At 67.8% G+C, this 15,532-nt stretch carries 16 protein-coding genes; 8 read left to right on the forward strand and 8 right to left on the reverse strand.

Annotated elements, in window-relative coordinates; translation table 11 throughout:
* Nucleotides 1–272: 272 nt before the first annotated feature.
* The 3 genes from A5702_RS10740 to A5702_RS10750 form a co-directional block, all read right to left on the reverse strand.
* On the reverse strand, nucleotides 273–737 hold the full coding sequence (locus tag A5702_RS10740) for a lipoprotein LpqH (protein ID WP_067821927.1): 465 nt from the start codon (nucleotides 735–737) through the stop codon (nucleotides 273–275).
* A gap of 141 nt (nucleotides 738–878) precedes the next feature.
* Nucleotides 879–1,520: a S1 family peptidase gene (locus A5702_RS10745; protein ID WP_369817889.1), complete on the reverse strand. Its 642-nt coding sequence runs from the start codon at nucleotides 1,518–1,520 to the stop codon at nucleotides 879–881.
* Nucleotides 1,521–1,693: 173 nt separating this feature from the next.
* On the reverse strand, nucleotides 1,694–2,560 hold the full coding sequence (locus A5702_RS10750) for an alpha/beta fold hydrolase (RefSeq protein ID WP_197499812.1): 867 nt from the start codon (nucleotides 2,558–2,560) through the stop codon (nucleotides 1,694–1,696).
* Nucleotides 2,561–2,622: 62 nt separating this feature from the next.
* Between A5702_RS10750 and A5702_RS10755 the strand changes: the two genes are divergently transcribed.
* Complete coding sequence (locus tag A5702_RS10755) at nucleotides 2,623–4,107, forward strand: amidase (protein ID WP_068220530.1); 1,485 nt, start codon at nucleotides 2,623–2,625, stop codon at nucleotides 4,105–4,107.
* 1 nt (nucleotide 4,108) lies between these two features.
* On the opposite strand, the gene A5702_RS26700 is transcribed toward A5702_RS10755, so the two are convergent.
* On the reverse strand, nucleotides 4,109–4,279 hold the full coding sequence (locus A5702_RS26700; RefSeq protein ID WP_197506542.1) for a hypothetical protein: 171 nt from the start codon (nucleotides 4,277–4,279) through the stop codon (nucleotides 4,109–4,111).
* A gap of 234 nt (nucleotides 4,280–4,513) precedes the next feature.
* Here A5702_RS26700 and A5702_RS10760 point away from each other — a divergent pair, with 234 nt between their 5' ends.
* On the forward strand, nucleotides 4,514–6,004 hold the full coding sequence (locus tag A5702_RS10760) for an FAD-dependent oxidoreductase (RefSeq protein WP_068220533.1): 1,491 nt from the start codon (nucleotides 4,514–4,516) through the stop codon (nucleotides 6,002–6,004).
* A gap of 11 nt (nucleotides 6,005–6,015) precedes the next feature.
* On the opposite strand, the gene A5702_RS10765 is transcribed toward A5702_RS10760, so the two are convergent.
* Nucleotides 6,016–7,164, reverse strand: a complete 1,149-nt coding sequence (locus A5702_RS10765) for a TDT family transporter (RefSeq protein WP_068220536.1) — start codon at nucleotides 7,162–7,164, stop codon at nucleotides 6,016–6,018.
* A 64-nt stretch (nucleotides 7,165–7,228) separates the two neighbouring features.
* Between A5702_RS10765 and A5702_RS10770 the strand changes: the two genes are divergently transcribed.
* Both A5702_RS10770 and A5702_RS10775 read left to right on the forward strand, forming a co-directional pair.
* Nucleotides 7,229–7,501, forward strand: coding sequence for a hypothetical protein (locus A5702_RS10770; protein WP_068220538.1), 273 nt, complete (start codon nucleotides 7,229–7,231; stop codon nucleotides 7,499–7,501).
* 279 nt (nucleotides 7,502–7,780) lie between these two features.
* The gene (locus A5702_RS10775) at nucleotides 7,781–9,337 is read left to right on the forward strand and encodes an LCP family protein (RefSeq protein WP_156669565.1); all 1,557 of its coding nucleotides are present in this window, start codon (nucleotides 7,781–7,783) and stop codon (nucleotides 9,335–9,337) included.
* Nucleotides 9,338–9,504: 167 nt separating this feature from the next.
* On the opposite strand, the gene A5702_RS10780 is transcribed toward A5702_RS10775, so the two are convergent.
* Nucleotides 9,505–10,296, reverse strand: a complete 792-nt coding sequence (locus tag A5702_RS10780) for an SDR family NAD(P)-dependent oxidoreductase (RefSeq protein ID WP_068220543.1) — start codon at nucleotides 10,294–10,296, stop codon at nucleotides 9,505–9,507.
* A gap of 57 nt (nucleotides 10,297–10,353) precedes the next feature.
* On the opposite strand from A5702_RS10780, the gene A5702_RS10785 reads away from it, so the two are divergent.
* Entirely contained in the window at nucleotides 10,354–11,247 is an 894-nt protein-coding gene (locus tag A5702_RS10785; protein WP_068220546.1) for an NAD(P)-dependent oxidoreductase, read from the forward strand.
* On the opposite strand, the gene A5702_RS10790 is transcribed toward A5702_RS10785, so the two are convergent.
* Together A5702_RS10790 and A5702_RS10795 are read right to left on the reverse strand one after the other, a co-directional pair.
* Nucleotides 11,230–12,060, reverse strand: coding sequence for an SDR family oxidoreductase (locus tag A5702_RS10790; protein ID WP_068220550.1), 831 nt, complete (start codon nucleotides 12,058–12,060; stop codon nucleotides 11,230–11,232). The two genes, A5702_RS10785 and A5702_RS10790, sit on opposite strands and share 18 nt — an antisense overlap.
* A gap of 89 nt (nucleotides 12,061–12,149) precedes the next feature.
* The gene (locus A5702_RS10795; RefSeq protein ID WP_068220552.1) at nucleotides 12,150–13,073 is read right to left on the reverse strand and encodes an enoyl-CoA hydratase; all 924 of its coding nucleotides are present in this window, start codon (nucleotides 13,071–13,073) and stop codon (nucleotides 12,150–12,152) included.
* 149 nt (nucleotides 13,074–13,222) lie between these two features.
* Between A5702_RS10795 and A5702_RS26285 the strand changes: the two genes are divergently transcribed.
* From A5702_RS26285 to A5702_RS10805, 3 genes are all read left to right on the forward strand, one after another.
* A complete protein-coding gene (locus A5702_RS26285) occupies nucleotides 13,223–13,387 on the forward strand; it encodes a hypothetical protein (RefSeq protein ID WP_156349547.1) in 165 nt (54 codons plus the stop codon).
* The gene (locus A5702_RS10800) at nucleotides 13,388–14,869 is read left to right on the forward strand and encodes a trehalose-6-phosphate synthase (RefSeq protein WP_055403289.1); all 1,482 of its coding nucleotides are present in this window, start codon (nucleotides 13,388–13,390) and stop codon (nucleotides 14,867–14,869) included.
* Nucleotides 14,870–14,952: 83 nt separating this feature from the next.
* Nucleotides 14,953–15,531 (forward strand): hypothetical protein, encoded by a 579-nt coding sequence (locus A5702_RS10805; protein ID WP_055403290.1) that lies wholly within the window; start codon nucleotides 14,953–14,955, stop codon nucleotides 15,529–15,531.
* Nucleotide 15,532: the final 1 nt, after the last annotated feature.

A 15,532-nucleotide genomic window follows, 5' to 3' on the forward strand; every position in this document is an offset into this window, starting at 1 on the left:
TCCTGTAGGCCGCCCTGCTGCAGCGCGGGCATCTTGTCGAGCCGCCTGAAGTCGACCGCCAACGACGCCCGCCGGGGTTGCCCCCGCCACCGCCTCCGCCGCCACCACCGTGGCAGCCGGGGCACGGCGGCGCGGGGTCGAGCGGGGCCGCGAAGGCCGAACCCGCGTTCAATGCGACCGCGGAGAAGCTCAGCCCGGCCGCGACCGCCGCCGCACTGACGACACGTTTCATAGACATAGCTGCGTCCCCTCTTGCCTGTCGATCGCCCGCACTACGGGCAGGTCACGTTTAACTCGAATGACTTGGTCACCGCCTGCGGCTGCTGTGGGTTGCTCATGTCGAGCCCGGTCGCGGTGCCCTTGATTGCGTAGGTCTTTCCGTTCACCGCGGCTCCGGCGTTGCCGCCCTGGTTGGGAGCCGCGTCGGAAAAGCCGAGCGTGATCCCGTTTACGCTGCCGAGTCCGACGGAGTGCACGATCGGCGGGGTGGCGTTGCTGACCACGGCGCCGACTCCGGCCGTCGGGTCACCGATGCCGATGTTGGTGTTGTCGCCCGCCTGGGCGCAGGTGACCTGGCCGCTGACGTTCTGCGCCTGACCGTCGACGATGACCTGCGGGCCGGACGTCGACGGCGAAGAGCCGGACGAGCCCGTGTTGGACTTGTTGCTCGAGCAGCCGGCGCAAGCCGCGGCCACCACGGCCACGCCCGCCACGCCGACGACGATCCCACGCTTCACTAATGCTCTCCTTCGTGTCGCTGGTGTCGCACTGCACAACTCATTGGCCTCGTCAACCTAGCGAGTCCCGATCGATACCGCGGGCGTGGATACCCGCTCGCCGGGTGTGGCAAACGCTGAGTTAGGCTCGGCCGCCTGCCGTCAGGGCAGGACGTGTAAACCCCACCTGCCCAGCAGCGGATCGATGAGCGTGAAATAGGTCGTGTAGTCGTCCCCGTCGGGTGACGACATCAACAGACCGACCGCACTGACGGTGCCGTCCGAGTTCTTCACGAAACCCGGGCTGCCGCTGTCGCCGTTGAGGCTGTACACGCTGGCTTCGACGACGCCGCCGTCGACATGCTTGACCACACCACAGGTCTCACCGGTGACGGCACCCAATTTGCAGAAGGGCATCCCCTGATGAATCTGGCCCGCGCTCAACACATCCCGGACCTCATACGTTCCACCGACATGTCCGAATGGCGCTCCGACGCTCGGGTCGAGGAGGATGATCGCGGCGTCCTTCGTGTCGCCTTCCTTTTCGCTGGCGGTGATTCTCCCTAGCGGAACGTCATTTCCGTACGTCCACAACGAACCATCGTGGGCGTCACAGTGGCCACTGGTCATCAGGTAATAGCTGCCGTTGTTGCCCTGCGCCGCGAAACCCGCCGTGCACGAGCTGTTTTCGTCGTCCACCTTGATGCCCGGGGTAACGCTTCCGTCCGCTCGCGCCGGATTCGCCAACATCGTCGCGGCGACGAACACGGCACCGACCAATCCCAACCCTGGCAACCACCGCATGGCCACGCCGCCTCTCTTGATGTGTCGGGCAGCATGCTAACAGCGCGAGCAGCGTTGGGCCGCCCGAAGGGTAAGTCCCGACCTCCGGCCGAACGCAAGCGAATTGACGTGAGCGACGGAACGTTTAGCGAATGCCCCGTCGGACAAGGGCTTTCGCGCGGAAACCAGCCGGATCAGCCGGCGACGTGGCGGGCAAGGAAACTCAGGACCGCGTCGGCGAAAATGTCGTTGCGATCGCCGGCGACCATGTGCCCCGCCCCGCGCACGTCGGTGAACTCGACCTGCGGGAAGCGGGCCAGGAACTCGTCGGCGCGTTCCTGGCTGACCAGATCACTCATCTGGCCCCGAACCAACAACATCGGCACGCGATCGCGCAAGATCGCCTCGACGGCCGCGTGCATGCGGTCGGGGTCGGTGACCTCGAAGGGCGGATACGCCGCCGTCCCGCTGATGAACTGGGGGTCCCAGTGCCAGTACCAGCGATCGCCACGGCGGCGCAGATTTGTGGTCAGGCCGTCGAGGTCGGTTGGCCGGGGCCGGTGCGGGTTGTACTCGGCGATCGCGTCGGCGACCTCGTCAAGCGAGGCAAACCCCGATTCCACCCGATCGGACATGAAGGCATGAATCCGATTCGCCCCGGACTGGTCCATGTTCGGCACGATGTCCACCAACACGACCGCGCTGGCGATGCCCGGCGAAAGCTCCCCCGCCAACAGCATCGAGGTGAACCCACCCAACGAGGCGCCGACCAACACCGGTTGTGCGGGCAGCGCGCCGAGCACCTCCTGAACGTCGCGGGCGAAACTGACGACGCGGTAGTCGCCCTCGTCGGACCAGTCGGACTCGCCGTGCCCGCGCAGGTCGACGGTGACGGCTTGCCAACCCCGCTGTGCCACGGCGGCGGCGGCCTTGCCCCACGACCGGCGGGTCTGCCCGCCGCCGTGCAGGAACACCACCGCCCGCGCCTGCGGATCGCCCAGCCGGTCGGCGACGATGCGCACGCCGCCGGGCCCCTGGATCGAGAACGGTTCAACTGCCATGGGCATCAGGTGATACTAAGCCGCTTCAATACGATGCAGCGGGGCGTCCAGAGGAGAAACCGATGCATCTTGACGAGTACATGACCTTGGACGCGACCGCGTTGGCCGAGCTCGTCGAGCGCAAGCAGGTCACGCCGGCCGAACTTCTCGCGTTGGCACGCCAGCGAGCGGACGCGGTGAACCCCCGGCTGAACGCGATCGTCAGACGCCTCGGCGAGGTGGCGGACACCCGGGCCGCCGACCCGAACCTGCGCGGCCCGTTCGCCGGTGTGCCATTCGTGATCAAAGACCTCGCCCAGGAGTACCGCGGCTTTCCCACCTCGAGCGGTTCCCGGTCACTGGCCAACGACGTGGCCGACCGGCATGCCCTGGTGACGCAGCGGTTCCTCGACGCGGGGTTGGTGATCTTCGCGATGACCAACACTCCGGAGTTCGGCGCCAAGGGCGTCACGGAATCCGATTACTGGGGCCCCGCGCGCAACCCGTGGAACACCGCGCACACACCCGGCGGCTCCTCGGGCGGCTCCGGTGCGGCGGTCGCTGCCGGGATCGTGCCGGCGGCCGGGGCCAACGACGGTGGCGGATCGATCCGCATCCCCGCCGCCTGCAACGGGCTCGTCGGCCTGAAGTTCAGCCGCGGGCTGTCACCGTACGGGCCGCAGACCGGCGAGCCGATGTTCGGGATGGTGACCCAGGGCGTAGTGTCCCGCACCGTGCGCGACAGCGCCGCGCTCTGCGACGTGATCGTCGGCCGCGATCCGCACGCCGCGTACGAAGTCGCGCTTCCGCCAATGGCTTTCACCGAGCACATCCGGCGTCGCCCCGCCGCGCTGCGGATCGGGTACTCGTGGTCCTCGGCCATCAACCCCAACCCGGACCGGGAGGCCGTCGCGGCGGTGGAACGCGCGGCGACACTCCTTGCCGAACTGGGGCACCACGTCGAGCAGGTCGCGCCCCCGTACGACGACGACGCCCTGGCACGCGACTTCCTGACGATCTGGTTCGCTCAGCTGTATCAACACGTCGCCGACGCCAAACAGCGCACCGGCGCCCGGGACCGAGATTTCGAGGCGGACACGCTGGCCGTGAGCGAATTGGCCAGGGCCACCGGTGTTTTGCCGCCCATCTTCGCGCTGGAAAACCGCAACAACCACATCCGGTCGCTGGCGACCTTCCACGAAAGCTTTGACTGCTTGCTGACCCCCACCCTGGCCGCCCCACCCCTGCGGATCGGCGCCACCGCGACGTCGCGCCCGCTCCAACGGCTGGCGAGGGCGGCCAGTAGGCTGCGGGCGGGAAAAGCATTGGCGCGCAGTGGAATCCTCGACCAGTTGATCCGCGAGAACTTGGGCTGGGTGCCCTACACGCAGCTCGCGAACATCACCGGGCGCCCCGCGATCAGCGTGCCGCTGCATTGGACGGACGCCGGGCTTCCCCTCGGCGTGCAGTTGGTGGGGCGATTGGGCGCCGACGGCGACCTCCTGCAGCTGGCGGCCCAGCTGGAGGAAGCCAGCCCGTGGGCGCACCGGTATCCGGCGCCCGCGTGACTTATGTCCCGGGCCCGTCCGCCGGGTGATCGCCTCGCCACAACCGGGCGAACCGCTTGGCGACGTCGCCAAGCCTGGTCCCCGCTCGTTGAGAAGCCTTGATCCTGCCCAGAGTCTGCTTCCCCTCCGCGGCGTAGTCCTTGACGGTTTCGTCGCCTTCCTCGGCACGCATCCTTAACCTCCGGTACTAATCAAGCGGCTGGGCCGCTCGCGCGTCTCGTTGGTCGTTCAGCCCTCCCGATCGGCTCACGGTTGCCTACCCGTCACCCCCGGGGATCAAAACGCCTAGGGCCGCGGCGGCCTGACTTCGCCTTCGTTCAACGGGAGAAGTCGCAAACTTCACCCGGCCACCTTGAAGAGCGCGTACAGTTCCCCGGTCGAACGTCTGGCGGCGAGGAGGACAACGATGTCCCAGCACGAAGCCGATTTCTGTGTCGTGGGCGCGGGATACGCCGGACTGACCGCGGCCTACCGCCTTCATCAAGCAGGGCACTCGGTCGCGGTGCTCGAAGCCGCGCCGCGCATCGGTGGTCGCACCTGGAGCGCACACCTCTCGGACGGCACGCTGTTCGAGATCGGCGGCCAGTGGGTGGGGGACGAGAAGGCGCAGCCCGACGTCCGACGGCTCATGGACGAACTCGCCGTCGAAGTGTATGCGCAGTACGACCGCGGCAAGACCGTGTTCGTGGACTCCTCGCACAAGGTCCACACGTATGACGCCCACGATTCCAACCCCCTGAAGGCGCTGCCGCCGATTTCCATGGCCGCCAAATTGGATTTGGGCAAGGCCATCCTCAGCATGGAGAAGATGTCGGAGGTCGTTAATCCCGAGGCGCCGTGGGACGACGTCAAATTCCCGTTCACCGTGACTCTTGGGGCGAGCACGACCCGCGAAGCGGATCAGATGACCGTCCAGTCCTGGTTCGACTTGAACGTGCTCACCAGGGATGCCAGGGCGCTGCTGGGAGCGGCGATAGTCGGATACACCGGCGTCGAACTCGGCGCATGTTCCTTGCTGCATTGGCTTTTCGTGCTCAAGACCTACCGGAGCAAGCTTTTCAACATGAGCGGCCAGGCTCCGGGGCAGGCGCAGCAATACCGCGTCCGCGGTGGGATGCAGCAGATGGCGGATCGAATCGTGGCCAAGCTGGGCCCGGGCGCCGTGCATGTGGATGCGCCGGTCCACCACATCGCCCAGGACGCCGACGGTGTCACGGTCAGCGCGGACAGCGTAAGAGTGCGAGCGCGGCGCGTCGTCGTCGCGACGAACATCTCGATGACCAACTTCATTCGCTTCGATCCGATCCTGCCGCCCGACCGCGCGCAGCTGCAGCACCGCGTGCCGACGGGTTCGTTCTGGAAGATCTGGCTCTGTTATGACGAAGCGTTCTGGCGCAAGCAAGGTTTGGTGGGCGAATCCATCTCCATCTATCCGGGCGACTACAGTCCCAACGCGCGGGAATGCGGGTTTGACGAGAGCAGTGACAAGCCCGGCCTGATGGGCGTTTTCGTCGCCGGCGACAAAGCCCGCGACTTCAATCGTCTGACCCGCGCCGAGCGCAGGGCACAGATATTGAAGGAGATGTCGCACCGCTTCGGCTCGGACGGTGAGCATCTGTCCGAAACGATCACGTTCCCGGCGGTCATGCCGCAGAACCCCGAGCCGGATTCCTATTTCGAGTTCAACTGGTCGATGGACGAGTGGACGCGCGGGGATTTCGCGGGCTGCATGGGCCCGGGGGTCTGGACGGGTGCCGGATTCGGGCCGGCAGTACGCGAGCCGGTGGGGCGCGTCCATTGGGCGGGCGTGGACACGGCCACCTATCCGTACCATTGCGTAAGCGGCGCAGCGCAATCGGGCGAGCGCGCGGCCAACGAGGTGCTTGCGGCGGATTGAGCCCGCCGCCTTCAGGACACCGGTTCCTTGCCGACCTTCACCGGCGCGGTGCTGGGCGGCACCCTGAGCAGGTTGCCGCGCAGGCTGCCCCGCGCGGTGCGGACGGCCACCAACAGCCAGGTGAACAACAGCCCCGCATACGCGATGGCCGCGGCCACCCGAAACGCCGGCAGATGAGTGTGGCCGGCGAGCTGCGAGGTTCCGGTGACGAAGGTTCCGACCGGGAAGGTCAGGCTCCACCACGTCAGGGCGAAGGGCATGCCGCGCCGGAGCGTGCGCACGGTCAGCGCGGTGGCCAGCGCGATCCACAACACCGCGAAGCCCCACACCGGAACCCCGTAGAGGATCGCGAAGGTGTTCAGGTCCTCCGCCACCGCGGGGTCGACGGCGGGCCCGGCGCTGGCACCCAAAAGCCCTGCGGCGGTGATGGATTGGCCGAGCGGTCCCAGCACGATCCACAGCGTTGGCACCCGAGCCGAGCCCGACGTGCCGTACAGCGTCAGGCGCGCCCAGATCATCGCGATGATATTCAGGGAAGCCAGCAGCGACAGCCCGAACATCGCGTAGCAGCCGAAAAGCATGGTTTCGCGACCGGTGCCCGCCGCCATGTGCGGCAGCAGCAGCGCTCCGGTGGCCGCGGCCACCATGGGCGGCACCACCGGCATCAGCCACCCACCGAAGGCCGCGTCGGGCCCGACGTTGTGCTGGGTGAACATCAAATACGGGATGCTCACCGCGGTGAACAGCCCGCCCAGCGTTCCCCCGGTCCACAACACCCAGTCAAGGTCGACGACGACGCGCTCACCCAACAGATCCCGGCCGACGAGCACCGCCCCCGCCCCGACCGTCATCAGCGCCATCGGCGCGGCGCCGTAAAAGTGCGCCATCTGCGGATTGCGCGCGTGACTGCGCGCCACGGTGGGGTGCCGCACCCAATGCCCCCCGACCAGGACGATCAGCGCCACGAGCAGCACGACGGCGATCACCCAGACGGTTTGCGCGAACGCGCGCAATCCCACCACGTGCACCGGCAGCGTGGCGCCGGCAACGGCCACGATCCCGGTGCCCATCACCGACGCGAACCAGTTGGGTCCGATGTTGCCCAGTACTTCGACCCGGGTCTGGGGCGACGCCGCGCCGTCCGGATTTGCAGTGGCCATCGCTGAGAAACCCTACTGGCGCCGCACCGAATCCGGCCGGTACGCCGCATACACTCCAACGGTGATGCATCCGGCACCAACGACGAGGCGGGCATTCAACAGGCTTCCGCTGATGATCGGGATTGCGGTGGTGGTGGCGCTCGCCGTTCTCGCCGTACCCATCAAGCAACGATGCGGAGCGCCGGGCCTGTCGTGCGCGACGGCGGTCGACCGCCAGGGCAACGTGCACTACTACTACGAGGTCGAGCCACTCGGTGTGTACTTCGCCGAGATCCTGACGGGATCGAACATCACCATTTTCTACGATTCCGGCGAGGACCTGGTCAAAGCCCGCTAGCCGTCGTATCGGCTCGATAACGAGTTCGAGTCGGTCTGGCCCGGCGATGTGACCTAGTCGAAACCGCCGCGCGACGCCCATACGAGAATGCGCTGGTCAGGCGCGAATTCCCGCCGTGAATCCGCGGTTGGCCCGCGGCATGCGCCCGGCCCGCGGCGCTTTTTCGATTGGGGGCTTCACAGCAAGCTAACGCATACTTGACACCATGCTGGAAGCGACATCGCCGCAAACCGCCGTTGCGGTGCCCGGCGATGCGCTGGGTCCGGGCAGAGTTTTGTGATGGCCCGCTCGGGCGGTGCCCATCGCCGTCATCGAGCCGTCCGTCAACCCTCACGTTTCCGCAAGGGGCTGACGCGCACCTTGGGCGCGCTGGTCTCGGTTGCGGCGATCGGTCTGACCGGGGCGGGGTACTACGTGGCCCACGGTGCGCTGGGCGGCATCACCGTTTCCGACGCCCTGCGCCCCGACGACCCGCGGTCCAGCGGCGACGACATGAACATCCTGCTGATCGGGCTGGACTCCCGCAAGGACCAGGACGGCAACGACCTGCCCTGGTCGATCCTCAAGCATCTGCACGCCGGCGATTCCGACGACGGCGGGTACAACACCAACACGCTGATCCTGGTCCACGTCAGCGCAGACAACAAAGTGGTGGCTTTCTCCATCCCCCGCGACGACTGGGTGCCCTTCACCGGGGTGCCCGGATACAACCACATCAAGATCAAGGAGGCGTACGGGCTCACCAAGCAGTACGTCGCGAACAAGCTCGCCAATCAGGGCGGCGTCAGCCAGAAGGAACTCGAGACCAAGGGCCGTGAGGCCGGCCGCGCCGCCACCCTGCGCGCGGTGCGCAACCTGACCGGCGTCCCGATCGACTATTTCGCCGAGGTCAACCTGGCCGGGTTCTACGACCTGGCGCAAACCCTCGGCGGGGTGGAAGTCTGCCTCAACCATCCCGTCTACGACTCGTACTCCGGCGCGGACTTCCCGGCCGGGCGACAGACGCTGGACGCGTCCCAGGCGCTGTCCTTCGTCCGGCAGCGCCACGGCCTGGAAAACGGGGACCTGGACCGCACCCACCGGCAGCAGGCGTTCATCTCGTCGGTCATGCAGGAGCTGCAGGCCGCGGGCACCTTCACCAACCTGGACAAGCTCAAGAGCCTCATGGCGGTGGCGCGCAAGGACGTGGTGCTGTCGGGCGGGTGGGACGAGGAGATGATCCAGCGCCTGGGTTCGCTGGCCTCCAGCGGCAACGTCGAGTTCCGGACGCTGCCGGTGGTGCGCTACGACAACATCGACGGCCAGGACGTCAACATCATCGACCCGGCCGCGATCAAAGCCGAGGTGGCCGCCGCGATCGGCGCCTCACCGACGACCACGGCGCCCGCCACCACGGCCGCCAAGCCGAGCCCGTCGACCGTCGTCGACGTGGTCAACGCCGGCAGCATGAGCGGACTCGCGAGCGAGGTTGCCCGCGCGCTGAAGAACCACGGCTACACAACGGGCCAGACCCGCGACCGCAATTCGGGCGAACCCACCGCCAGCACGGTCGCGTACGGCGCCGGGGCGGAGACCGACGCGGGCAACGTGGCCAAACTGCTCGGCCTCGACGCGCCTAGCCATCCGGATCCCACTGTCCAGCCCGGCCACATCAGGGTGACCGTCGATACCAACTTCTCGGTGTCGATGGTCGACGACGGCACGACGGACGAAAGCGCCAGCACCACAACGTCAAGCAAGGCCAAGACCTACTACTACAACGGCACCACCACGACCTATCCGACGCCCGATCAGGGGAAGCCGATCGACGGCGGCGGCGTGCCGTGCGTTAACTAGCAGCGGCGATCGCGAGCGCGGCGAAGCCGGGCGAAGCGGGTCGCCGCCATCGGAACCAGCGGCGATCGCGAGCGCGGCGAAGCCGGGCGAAGCGGGTCGCCGCCATCGGGACCAGCGGCGATCGCGAGCGCGGCGAAGCCGGGCGAAGCGGGTCGCCGCCATCGGGGCTACGCGTGCGTCCCGCCGTCGATGCGGATCTCGGTGCCGGTGATGAACGCGCCGTCCTCGGACACCAGCATCGCGATCACCCCGGCCACCACGGACGGGTCGGCCATCCCGGTGCCGCTGGATTCCACCGTGGTCGGCAGTATCGGCATCAGCCTCGAAAAGAGCGCCCAGTCAGCGTCTTTCGGGATGTATCCGCCCGTTGCGTCGGTGATCCCGGACTTGATGCTGCCCGGCGCCACGCACACCGCGCGCAGCCCATCGCGGGCGTATTCGAGCGCCAGCGAATGAGTGAACGCCTGGATTCCGCCCTTGCTCGCGGCGTACGCCGCCATGTAGGGGTGGGCGAACGAGGCCGAGGTCGAACTGAAGTTGACGATCGAGCTGCGCCGATTCGCCAGTAGCGTCGGAAGCGCTTCCCGCACAACGAGAAACGTGCCGGTCAGGTTGACGCCGACGATTTGGTTCCACAGTTCCAGGGTGGTCTCGTGGGTGTGGGCGGCGCGCAGGATGCCGGCGGCGTTGACCAATGCGTCCAAGCCGTCGAGCTTTTCGACGGCGAGGCACACGCCGTCGATCACCGAGTCCTCGTTGCCCACGTCCATCGGCATGGTGGTGAGGCGGTCGGCGGTGCCGACCTCCTGCGCGCGGCCGCGCGTGGCGTCCAGGCCGCCCTCCGCGACGTCGGAGGCCACCACGATGGCGCCCTCGTCGAGGAGCCGCAGGGCGGTCGCCTGCCCGATCCCCGACGCCGCGCCGGTCACCAAGACCCGCTGGCCCTCGAGTCGCTTCATCTGCCGCTCCCGTCACTAGGCGTGCCCATCATCGTAGGGAGCGGGCACAGTGGAGGCATGGACATCGGATTCATTGGCCTGGGCAACATGGGCGGGGGCATGGCCGCCAACCTGCTGAAGGCGGGCCACCGCGTCACCGTCTACAACCGCTCCCCCGAAAAGGCGGAGGCGCTCGTCCGGGCCGGCGCGTCCGCGGCGGGCACCGTCGCCGACGCGTGCAACGCCGAGGTCGTGTTCACCATGCTGGCCGACGACCGGGCCGTCGAGGGCGTGGCCTTTGGCGAGGGCGGCATCGTCGCTTCGCTGGCGCCCGGCGCGACGCACGTCTCGTCGAGCACCATCAGCGTCGCCCTCTCGGAGCGCCTGGCGGCCGCGCACGCCGATGCCGGCCAGCGGTTCGTCGCGGCGCCGGTGTTCGGCAGGCCCGAGGCGGCCGCGGCCGCAAAGCTTTTCGTGGTCGCGGCGGGTGAGCCGCAGGTGCTGCAGCCGTTGAGCCCGCTGTTCGACGCGATCGGGCAGCGCACCTTCGTGGTGTCCGAGCAACCGCACACCGCCAACCTGGTGAAGCTGAGCGGCAACTTCCTGATCGCTTCGGTGATCGAAAGCCTCAGCGAAGCCGTCGCGCTGGTCGCCAAGGCCGGGGTCGACAGGCAGCAGTACGTGGACATCCTCACCTCGACGTTGTTCTCCGCGCCCGCCTACCAGACCTACGGCGGGTTGATCGCGCGACGGCAATTCGAGCCGGCCGGCTTCGCCGCGCGGCTGGGCCTCAAGGACGTTCGCCTGGCCCTCGCCGCCGCGGAACAGCTCGAAGTGCCGCTGCCGGTAGCCAGCCTGCTCCGCGACCGCTTCCTGACGCTGGTGGCGACGGGCGGCGGGCAGCTGGACTGGTCGGCGCTGGCCACGCTCGCCGAGCGCGACGCCGGCCTGACGTCAGACGACCCCGCGTAGCGCGTCGGCGCCGAACGCGGGTTCCAGCATCGCGGAGAAGTCCGGGCCGCGGCGCAGGATGTGGCCGCCATCGACGTTGATGCACTGGCCGGTGATCCAGGAGGCGGCGTCGCTGAGCAGGAACATGGCCAGGTTGGCGACGTCTTCGACCTCACCGACGCGCGGCAGCGGCGTGCAGGCGCTGTAGTCGGCGCTCAGCTCCGGTGAATCCGTAATGGCCGTCACCAGATCCGTGCGGATCAGGCCTGGGCGGACGCTGTTGACCCGGACCCAGGACGGGCCCAGCTCATCGGCCGCCAGCATCATCAGGTGGTCGACCGCCGACTTGGTGACCCCGTACGCGCCGAACCAGCGATGGGTGTTGCTCGCCGCGATCGACGAGATGCCCACGAAGGAGCCGCCCCCGCCGCTCACCAACTCGCGGGCCGTGTGCTTGAGCACGTACATGGTGCCGTTGACGTTGAGGTCGACCGTCCGCCGCCAGGCCTCGGAGTCGACCTGCGTGATCGGGCCGATCGTTTCGGACCCGCCCGCACAGTGCACCGCGCCGTGCAGGCGACCATGCCATGCCGTCGCGGCGTCGACCGCGCGGGCGGCCTCCTCCTCGTTGGTGATGTCGGCCGGCTCGTAGCGGATGGAGCCGGCACCCGACAGCGCTTCGATCTCGCTGACGGCGCCCGCCAGCCGGTCGGGGTTGCGGCCCACGATCATGACCGAGGCGCCGGCCGCGACCAGTCCGGCCGCCACTCCCTTGCCGATTCCGCTACCGCCGCCGGTGACCAGATATGTCCGGTTTTCGAAAGAAAGCTGCACGCGACGCCCTCTCAACTGAAACAGGTTCTAGATATCGAACCACGCGGAGGACTGCCCGCGGCAACGGGTACCGCACACCGCCGGCGAGGCTACGGCGTATCGCGGCGGGCCACCTGCGTCGGCTTCGCGGTGCGCCAGTCTTCGACGTCGGGCGGCAGGCCGACCGCGTACCGGTTCTCGTTGTGGGCGGCCCAATGTGCGTGCCCCAGCTCGTGGATGTGGAAGGCGTGACGCAGCGCCTCGGTGAATCCCATTGCGTCGGAGGCGGCGTTGACCGAGTCCTTCACCAGCAGGGCCGCCATCGTGGGCCGGTCGGCGATGCGTCGCGCGAATTCCAGTGTCTTTTCGGCCAGCTCGTCGACCGGGAACACCTTGGACACCATGCCGAGCCGGTAGGCCTCATCGGCGTCGAGCGAATCGCCGGTCAGCAGCAGCTCCTTGGCCTTGCGCGGGCCGAATTCCCAAGGGTGCGCGTAATATTCGACGCCCGGCATGCCCAAGCGCACCGCGACCACATCGCTGAACTTGGCGTTGTCGGCCGCCACGATCAGATCGCACGCCCAGATCAGCATCAGGCCCGCGGAGATCGCATTGCCCTGCACCTGGGCGATGGTGATCTTGCGTAAGTCCCGCCAACGGCAGGTGTTCTGGAAGAAGTAGTGCCACTCCTGCAGGTAGATCTTCTCCGCGATGGGATCGCGGGTCCCGCCGTTGATGCGGAAGCTGGGCAGCTGGCTGCGCTCGGCGATCGCCAGCTCGGAGCCCAAGTCATGGCCGGCGGAGAAGTTGCGGCCACGCGCGGCCAGAATCACCACGCGCACGGTGTCGTCGGCCTCGGCACGCAGAAACGCCTCGTCCAGCTGGATCAGCAGGCCGCGGCTTTGCGCGTTGTGGGCGTCGGGCCGGTTGAGCCAGATCCGCGCGATGCGGCCCTCGTCGAGGGTTTCGTAGCTCACCAACTCTTCGGCATCGGCGCTGCCCGCCTGGGCACCGGCTTGCTCTGAGAGTGTCATGCGGCCCACCTCACTCGTTGTCAGGTCCGACGTCTTTACACATTACGGCCAGTGTGTAAGCGGGTCACCGGTGGGTGGCCGAGCCGGGAGGAACTCGAAGATCAAGTCCTCAGCCACCCGCGCATCCCCGCATCACCTACAGTTAAGTCATGGCTACGAAATCTGACCCTGCCGAGATCGGCGACGTCGAACCGGTTGCCGACAGCACGGCCAGCCAGGCCAGGCGAGTCGTCGCGGCGTACGCCACCGATGCCGACGAGTGCCGCGTTTTCCTGTCCATGCTCGGCATTGGGCCCGCAAAACTCGACGCGTAAATGACTCCCGGGGACCGGCACGACTCGAAGACGCCGACCTTCGGGAATTCCGACTTCGTGGTGGTCGCCAACCGGCTGCCGGTGGACCAGGAACGGCTCCCCGACGGCACCAAGGCGTGGAAGCGCAGCCCGGGCGGCCTGGTGACGGCACTGGAGCCGCTGCTGCGCCGCAGGCGTGGCGCGTGGGTGGGCTGGGCGGGCATCGCCGAGGAGGAGCCCGATTTCGACGACGAGCCCATCGTCCAGGAGGACCTCGAGCTTCGCCCGGTGCGGCTGAGCACCGACGACATCGCGCAGTACTACGAGGGATTCTCGAACGCTACGCTGTGGCCGCTCTACCACGACGTCATCGTCAAGCCGATCTACCACCGCGAGTGGTGGGAACGCTACGTCGAGGTGAACCGGCGCTTCGCCGAAGCCACCTCCCGCGCCGCCGCCCGCGGCGCGACCGTGTGGGTGCAGGATTACCAGCTGCAGCTGGTCCCCAAGATGCTGCGGGAGCTGCGGCCCGACCTGACCATCGGCTTCTTCCTGCACATCCCCTTCCCGCCGGTGGAACTGTTCATGCAGCTGCCGTGGCGCACCGAGATCGTCGAGGGGTTGCTCGGCGCCGACCTGGTCGGTTTCCACCTGGCCGGCGGCGCCCAGAACTTCCTGATCCTGTCCCGCCGGTTGATCGGCGCCAACACCTCCCGCGGATCGGTCGGGGTGCGCTCGCGATACGGCGAGGTCGACCTCGGCTCGCGCATCGTCCGCGTGGGTGCGTTTCCCATTTCCATCGATTCGGGCTCGCTCGACCAGGCGGCCCGCGACCGCGACGTCAGGCGCCGCGCCCGGGAGATCCGGGCGGAGCTGGGCAACCCCCGCAAGGTGCTGCTCGGCGTCGACCGGCTCGACTACACCAAGGGCATCGACGTCCGGCTCAAGGCCTTCTCGGAGCTGCTGGCGGAGGGCCGCGCCAAGCGCGACGACACCGTGCTGGTTCAGCTCGCGACGCCCAGCCGCGAACGCGTCGAGAGCTACCAGATTCTGCGCAACGACATCGAACGCCAAGTGGGCCACATCAACGGCGAGTACGCGGAGGTGGGCCATCCGGTGGTGCATTACCTACACCGCCCGGTCCCCCGCAACGAATTGATCGCCTTCTTCGTGGCCGCCGACGTCATGCTGGTCACCCCGCTGCGGGACGGCATGAACCTGGTGGCCAAGGAGTACGTCGCCTGCCGAAGCGATCTCGGCGGCGCGCTGGTGCTGTCCGAATTCACCGGCGCCGCATCGGAACTCCGGCAGGCCTATCTGGTCAACCCGCACGACCTGGACGGGGTCAAGGACGCGATCGAAGCCGCGCTCAACCAGCCCGCCGAGGAGGGCAGGCGCCGGATGCGGGCGATGCGGCGCCAGGTGCTCGCCCATGACGTCGACCGTTGGGCGCGGTCATTCCTGGACGCGCTGGCGGAGCCGCGCCCGCCGGATGCCACCTGAGCCCGCAAACCCATGGTGTTGGCGCGCAAACGCTGTGATACTCGATGCATCGGTGAAGGGGAAGGCCCGGAAGGGAGGGCACCGTGAAGCTCCGTCGTGGGCTGGCCGCTGGCGCCGGCATATTCTCGGCCGTCGCCATCGGAATTGCTTTGGACTCCGGTGACCCGGCCCACGCGGTCGGTCCGCCGCCGGACGGCACCTACACCTTGAACGAGGCTGGTGCGTCTGGCGTGACTTGGACGATCTCGGCGCTGTGCGACCAGCCGAACGGAACCCGGAACCTGAACGACTACTCAGACCCGATCGTGTGGGCGATGAACTGCGCCCTGAACATCGTGAGCTCTACGAACGAACAGATCAGCGCCGCGGACAAGTTGCAGAACTTCAGCGGCCGGGCCCGGATGTCCAGCATGCTGTGGACCTTCAAGGTGGATAAGGCGAACGGCGTGTCATGTCCCGGCGGCGGCACCGCGCCGACCACCGAGACCTACGCATTCAGCGATGAAACACTCACCGGCACCCACACGATCCTGCACGGCGCCGTCTGCGGGCTGCAGCCCGACATGAAGAAGCAGCCGTTCTCGCTGACGCTCAACGGACCCCCGCCCAGCCCGGTGCAGCGTTACCCGTTGCGATGCAACGAGATCGCGATCTGCTTCTGAT

Origin of the sequence: Mycobacterium sp. E3339 (assembly GCF_001666915.1) — a bacterium.
Taxonomy (GTDB): Bacteria; Actinomycetota; Actinomycetes; order Mycobacteriales; family Mycobacteriaceae; genus Mycobacterium.

Excerpts from the sequence above, each read along its gene's own strand:
- A5702_RS26285 (WP_156349547.1), top strand. The coding sequence starts at position 13,223 with ATGGCTACGAAATCTGACCCTGCCGAGATCGGCGACGTCGAACCGGTT.
- A5702_RS10750 (WP_197499812.1), bottom strand. The coding sequence starts at position 2,560 with ATGGCAGTTGAACCGTTCTCGATCCAGGGGCCCGGCGGCGTGCGCATC.
- A5702_RS10760 (WP_068220533.1), top strand. The coding sequence starts at position 4,514 with ATGTCCCAGCACGAAGCCGATTTCTGTGTCGTGGGCGCGGGATACGCC.
- A5702_RS10770 (WP_068220538.1), top strand. The coding sequence starts at position 7,229 with ATGCATCCGGCACCAACGACGAGGCGGGCATTCAACAGGCTTCCGCTG.
- A5702_RS10765 (WP_068220536.1), bottom strand. The coding sequence starts at position 7,164 with ATGGCCACTGCAAATCCGGACGGCGCGGCGTCGCCCCAGACCCGGGTC.
- A5702_RS10795 (WP_068220552.1), bottom strand. The coding sequence starts at position 13,073 with ATGACACTCTCAGAGCAAGCCGGTGCCCAGGCGGGCAGCGCCGATGCC.
- A5702_RS10775 (WP_156669565.1), top strand. The coding sequence starts at position 7,781 with ATGGCCCGCTCGGGCGGTGCCCATCGCCGTCATCGAGCCGTCCGTCAA.
- A5702_RS10785 (WP_068220546.1), top strand. The coding sequence starts at position 10,354 with ATGGACATCGGATTCATTGGCCTGGGCAACATGGGCGGGGGCATGGCC.
- A5702_RS10745 (WP_369817889.1), bottom strand. The coding sequence starts at position 1,520 with ATGCGGTGGTTGCCAGGGTTGGGATTGGTCGGTGCCGTGTTCGTCGCC.
- A5702_RS10780 (WP_068220543.1), bottom strand. The coding sequence starts at position 10,296 with ATGAAGCGACTCGAGGGCCAGCGGGTCTTGGTGACCGGCGCGGCGTCG.
- A5702_RS10755 (WP_068220530.1), top strand. The coding sequence starts at position 2,623 with ATGCATCTTGACGAGTACATGACCTTGGACGCGACCGCGTTGGCCGAG.
- A5702_RS10800 (WP_055403289.1), top strand. The coding sequence starts at position 13,388 with ATGACTCCCGGGGACCGGCACGACTCGAAGACGCCGACCTTCGGGAAT.
- A5702_RS26700 (WP_197506542.1), bottom strand. The coding sequence starts at position 4,279 with ATGCGTGCCGAGGAAGGCGACGAAACCGTCAAGGACTACGCCGCGGAG.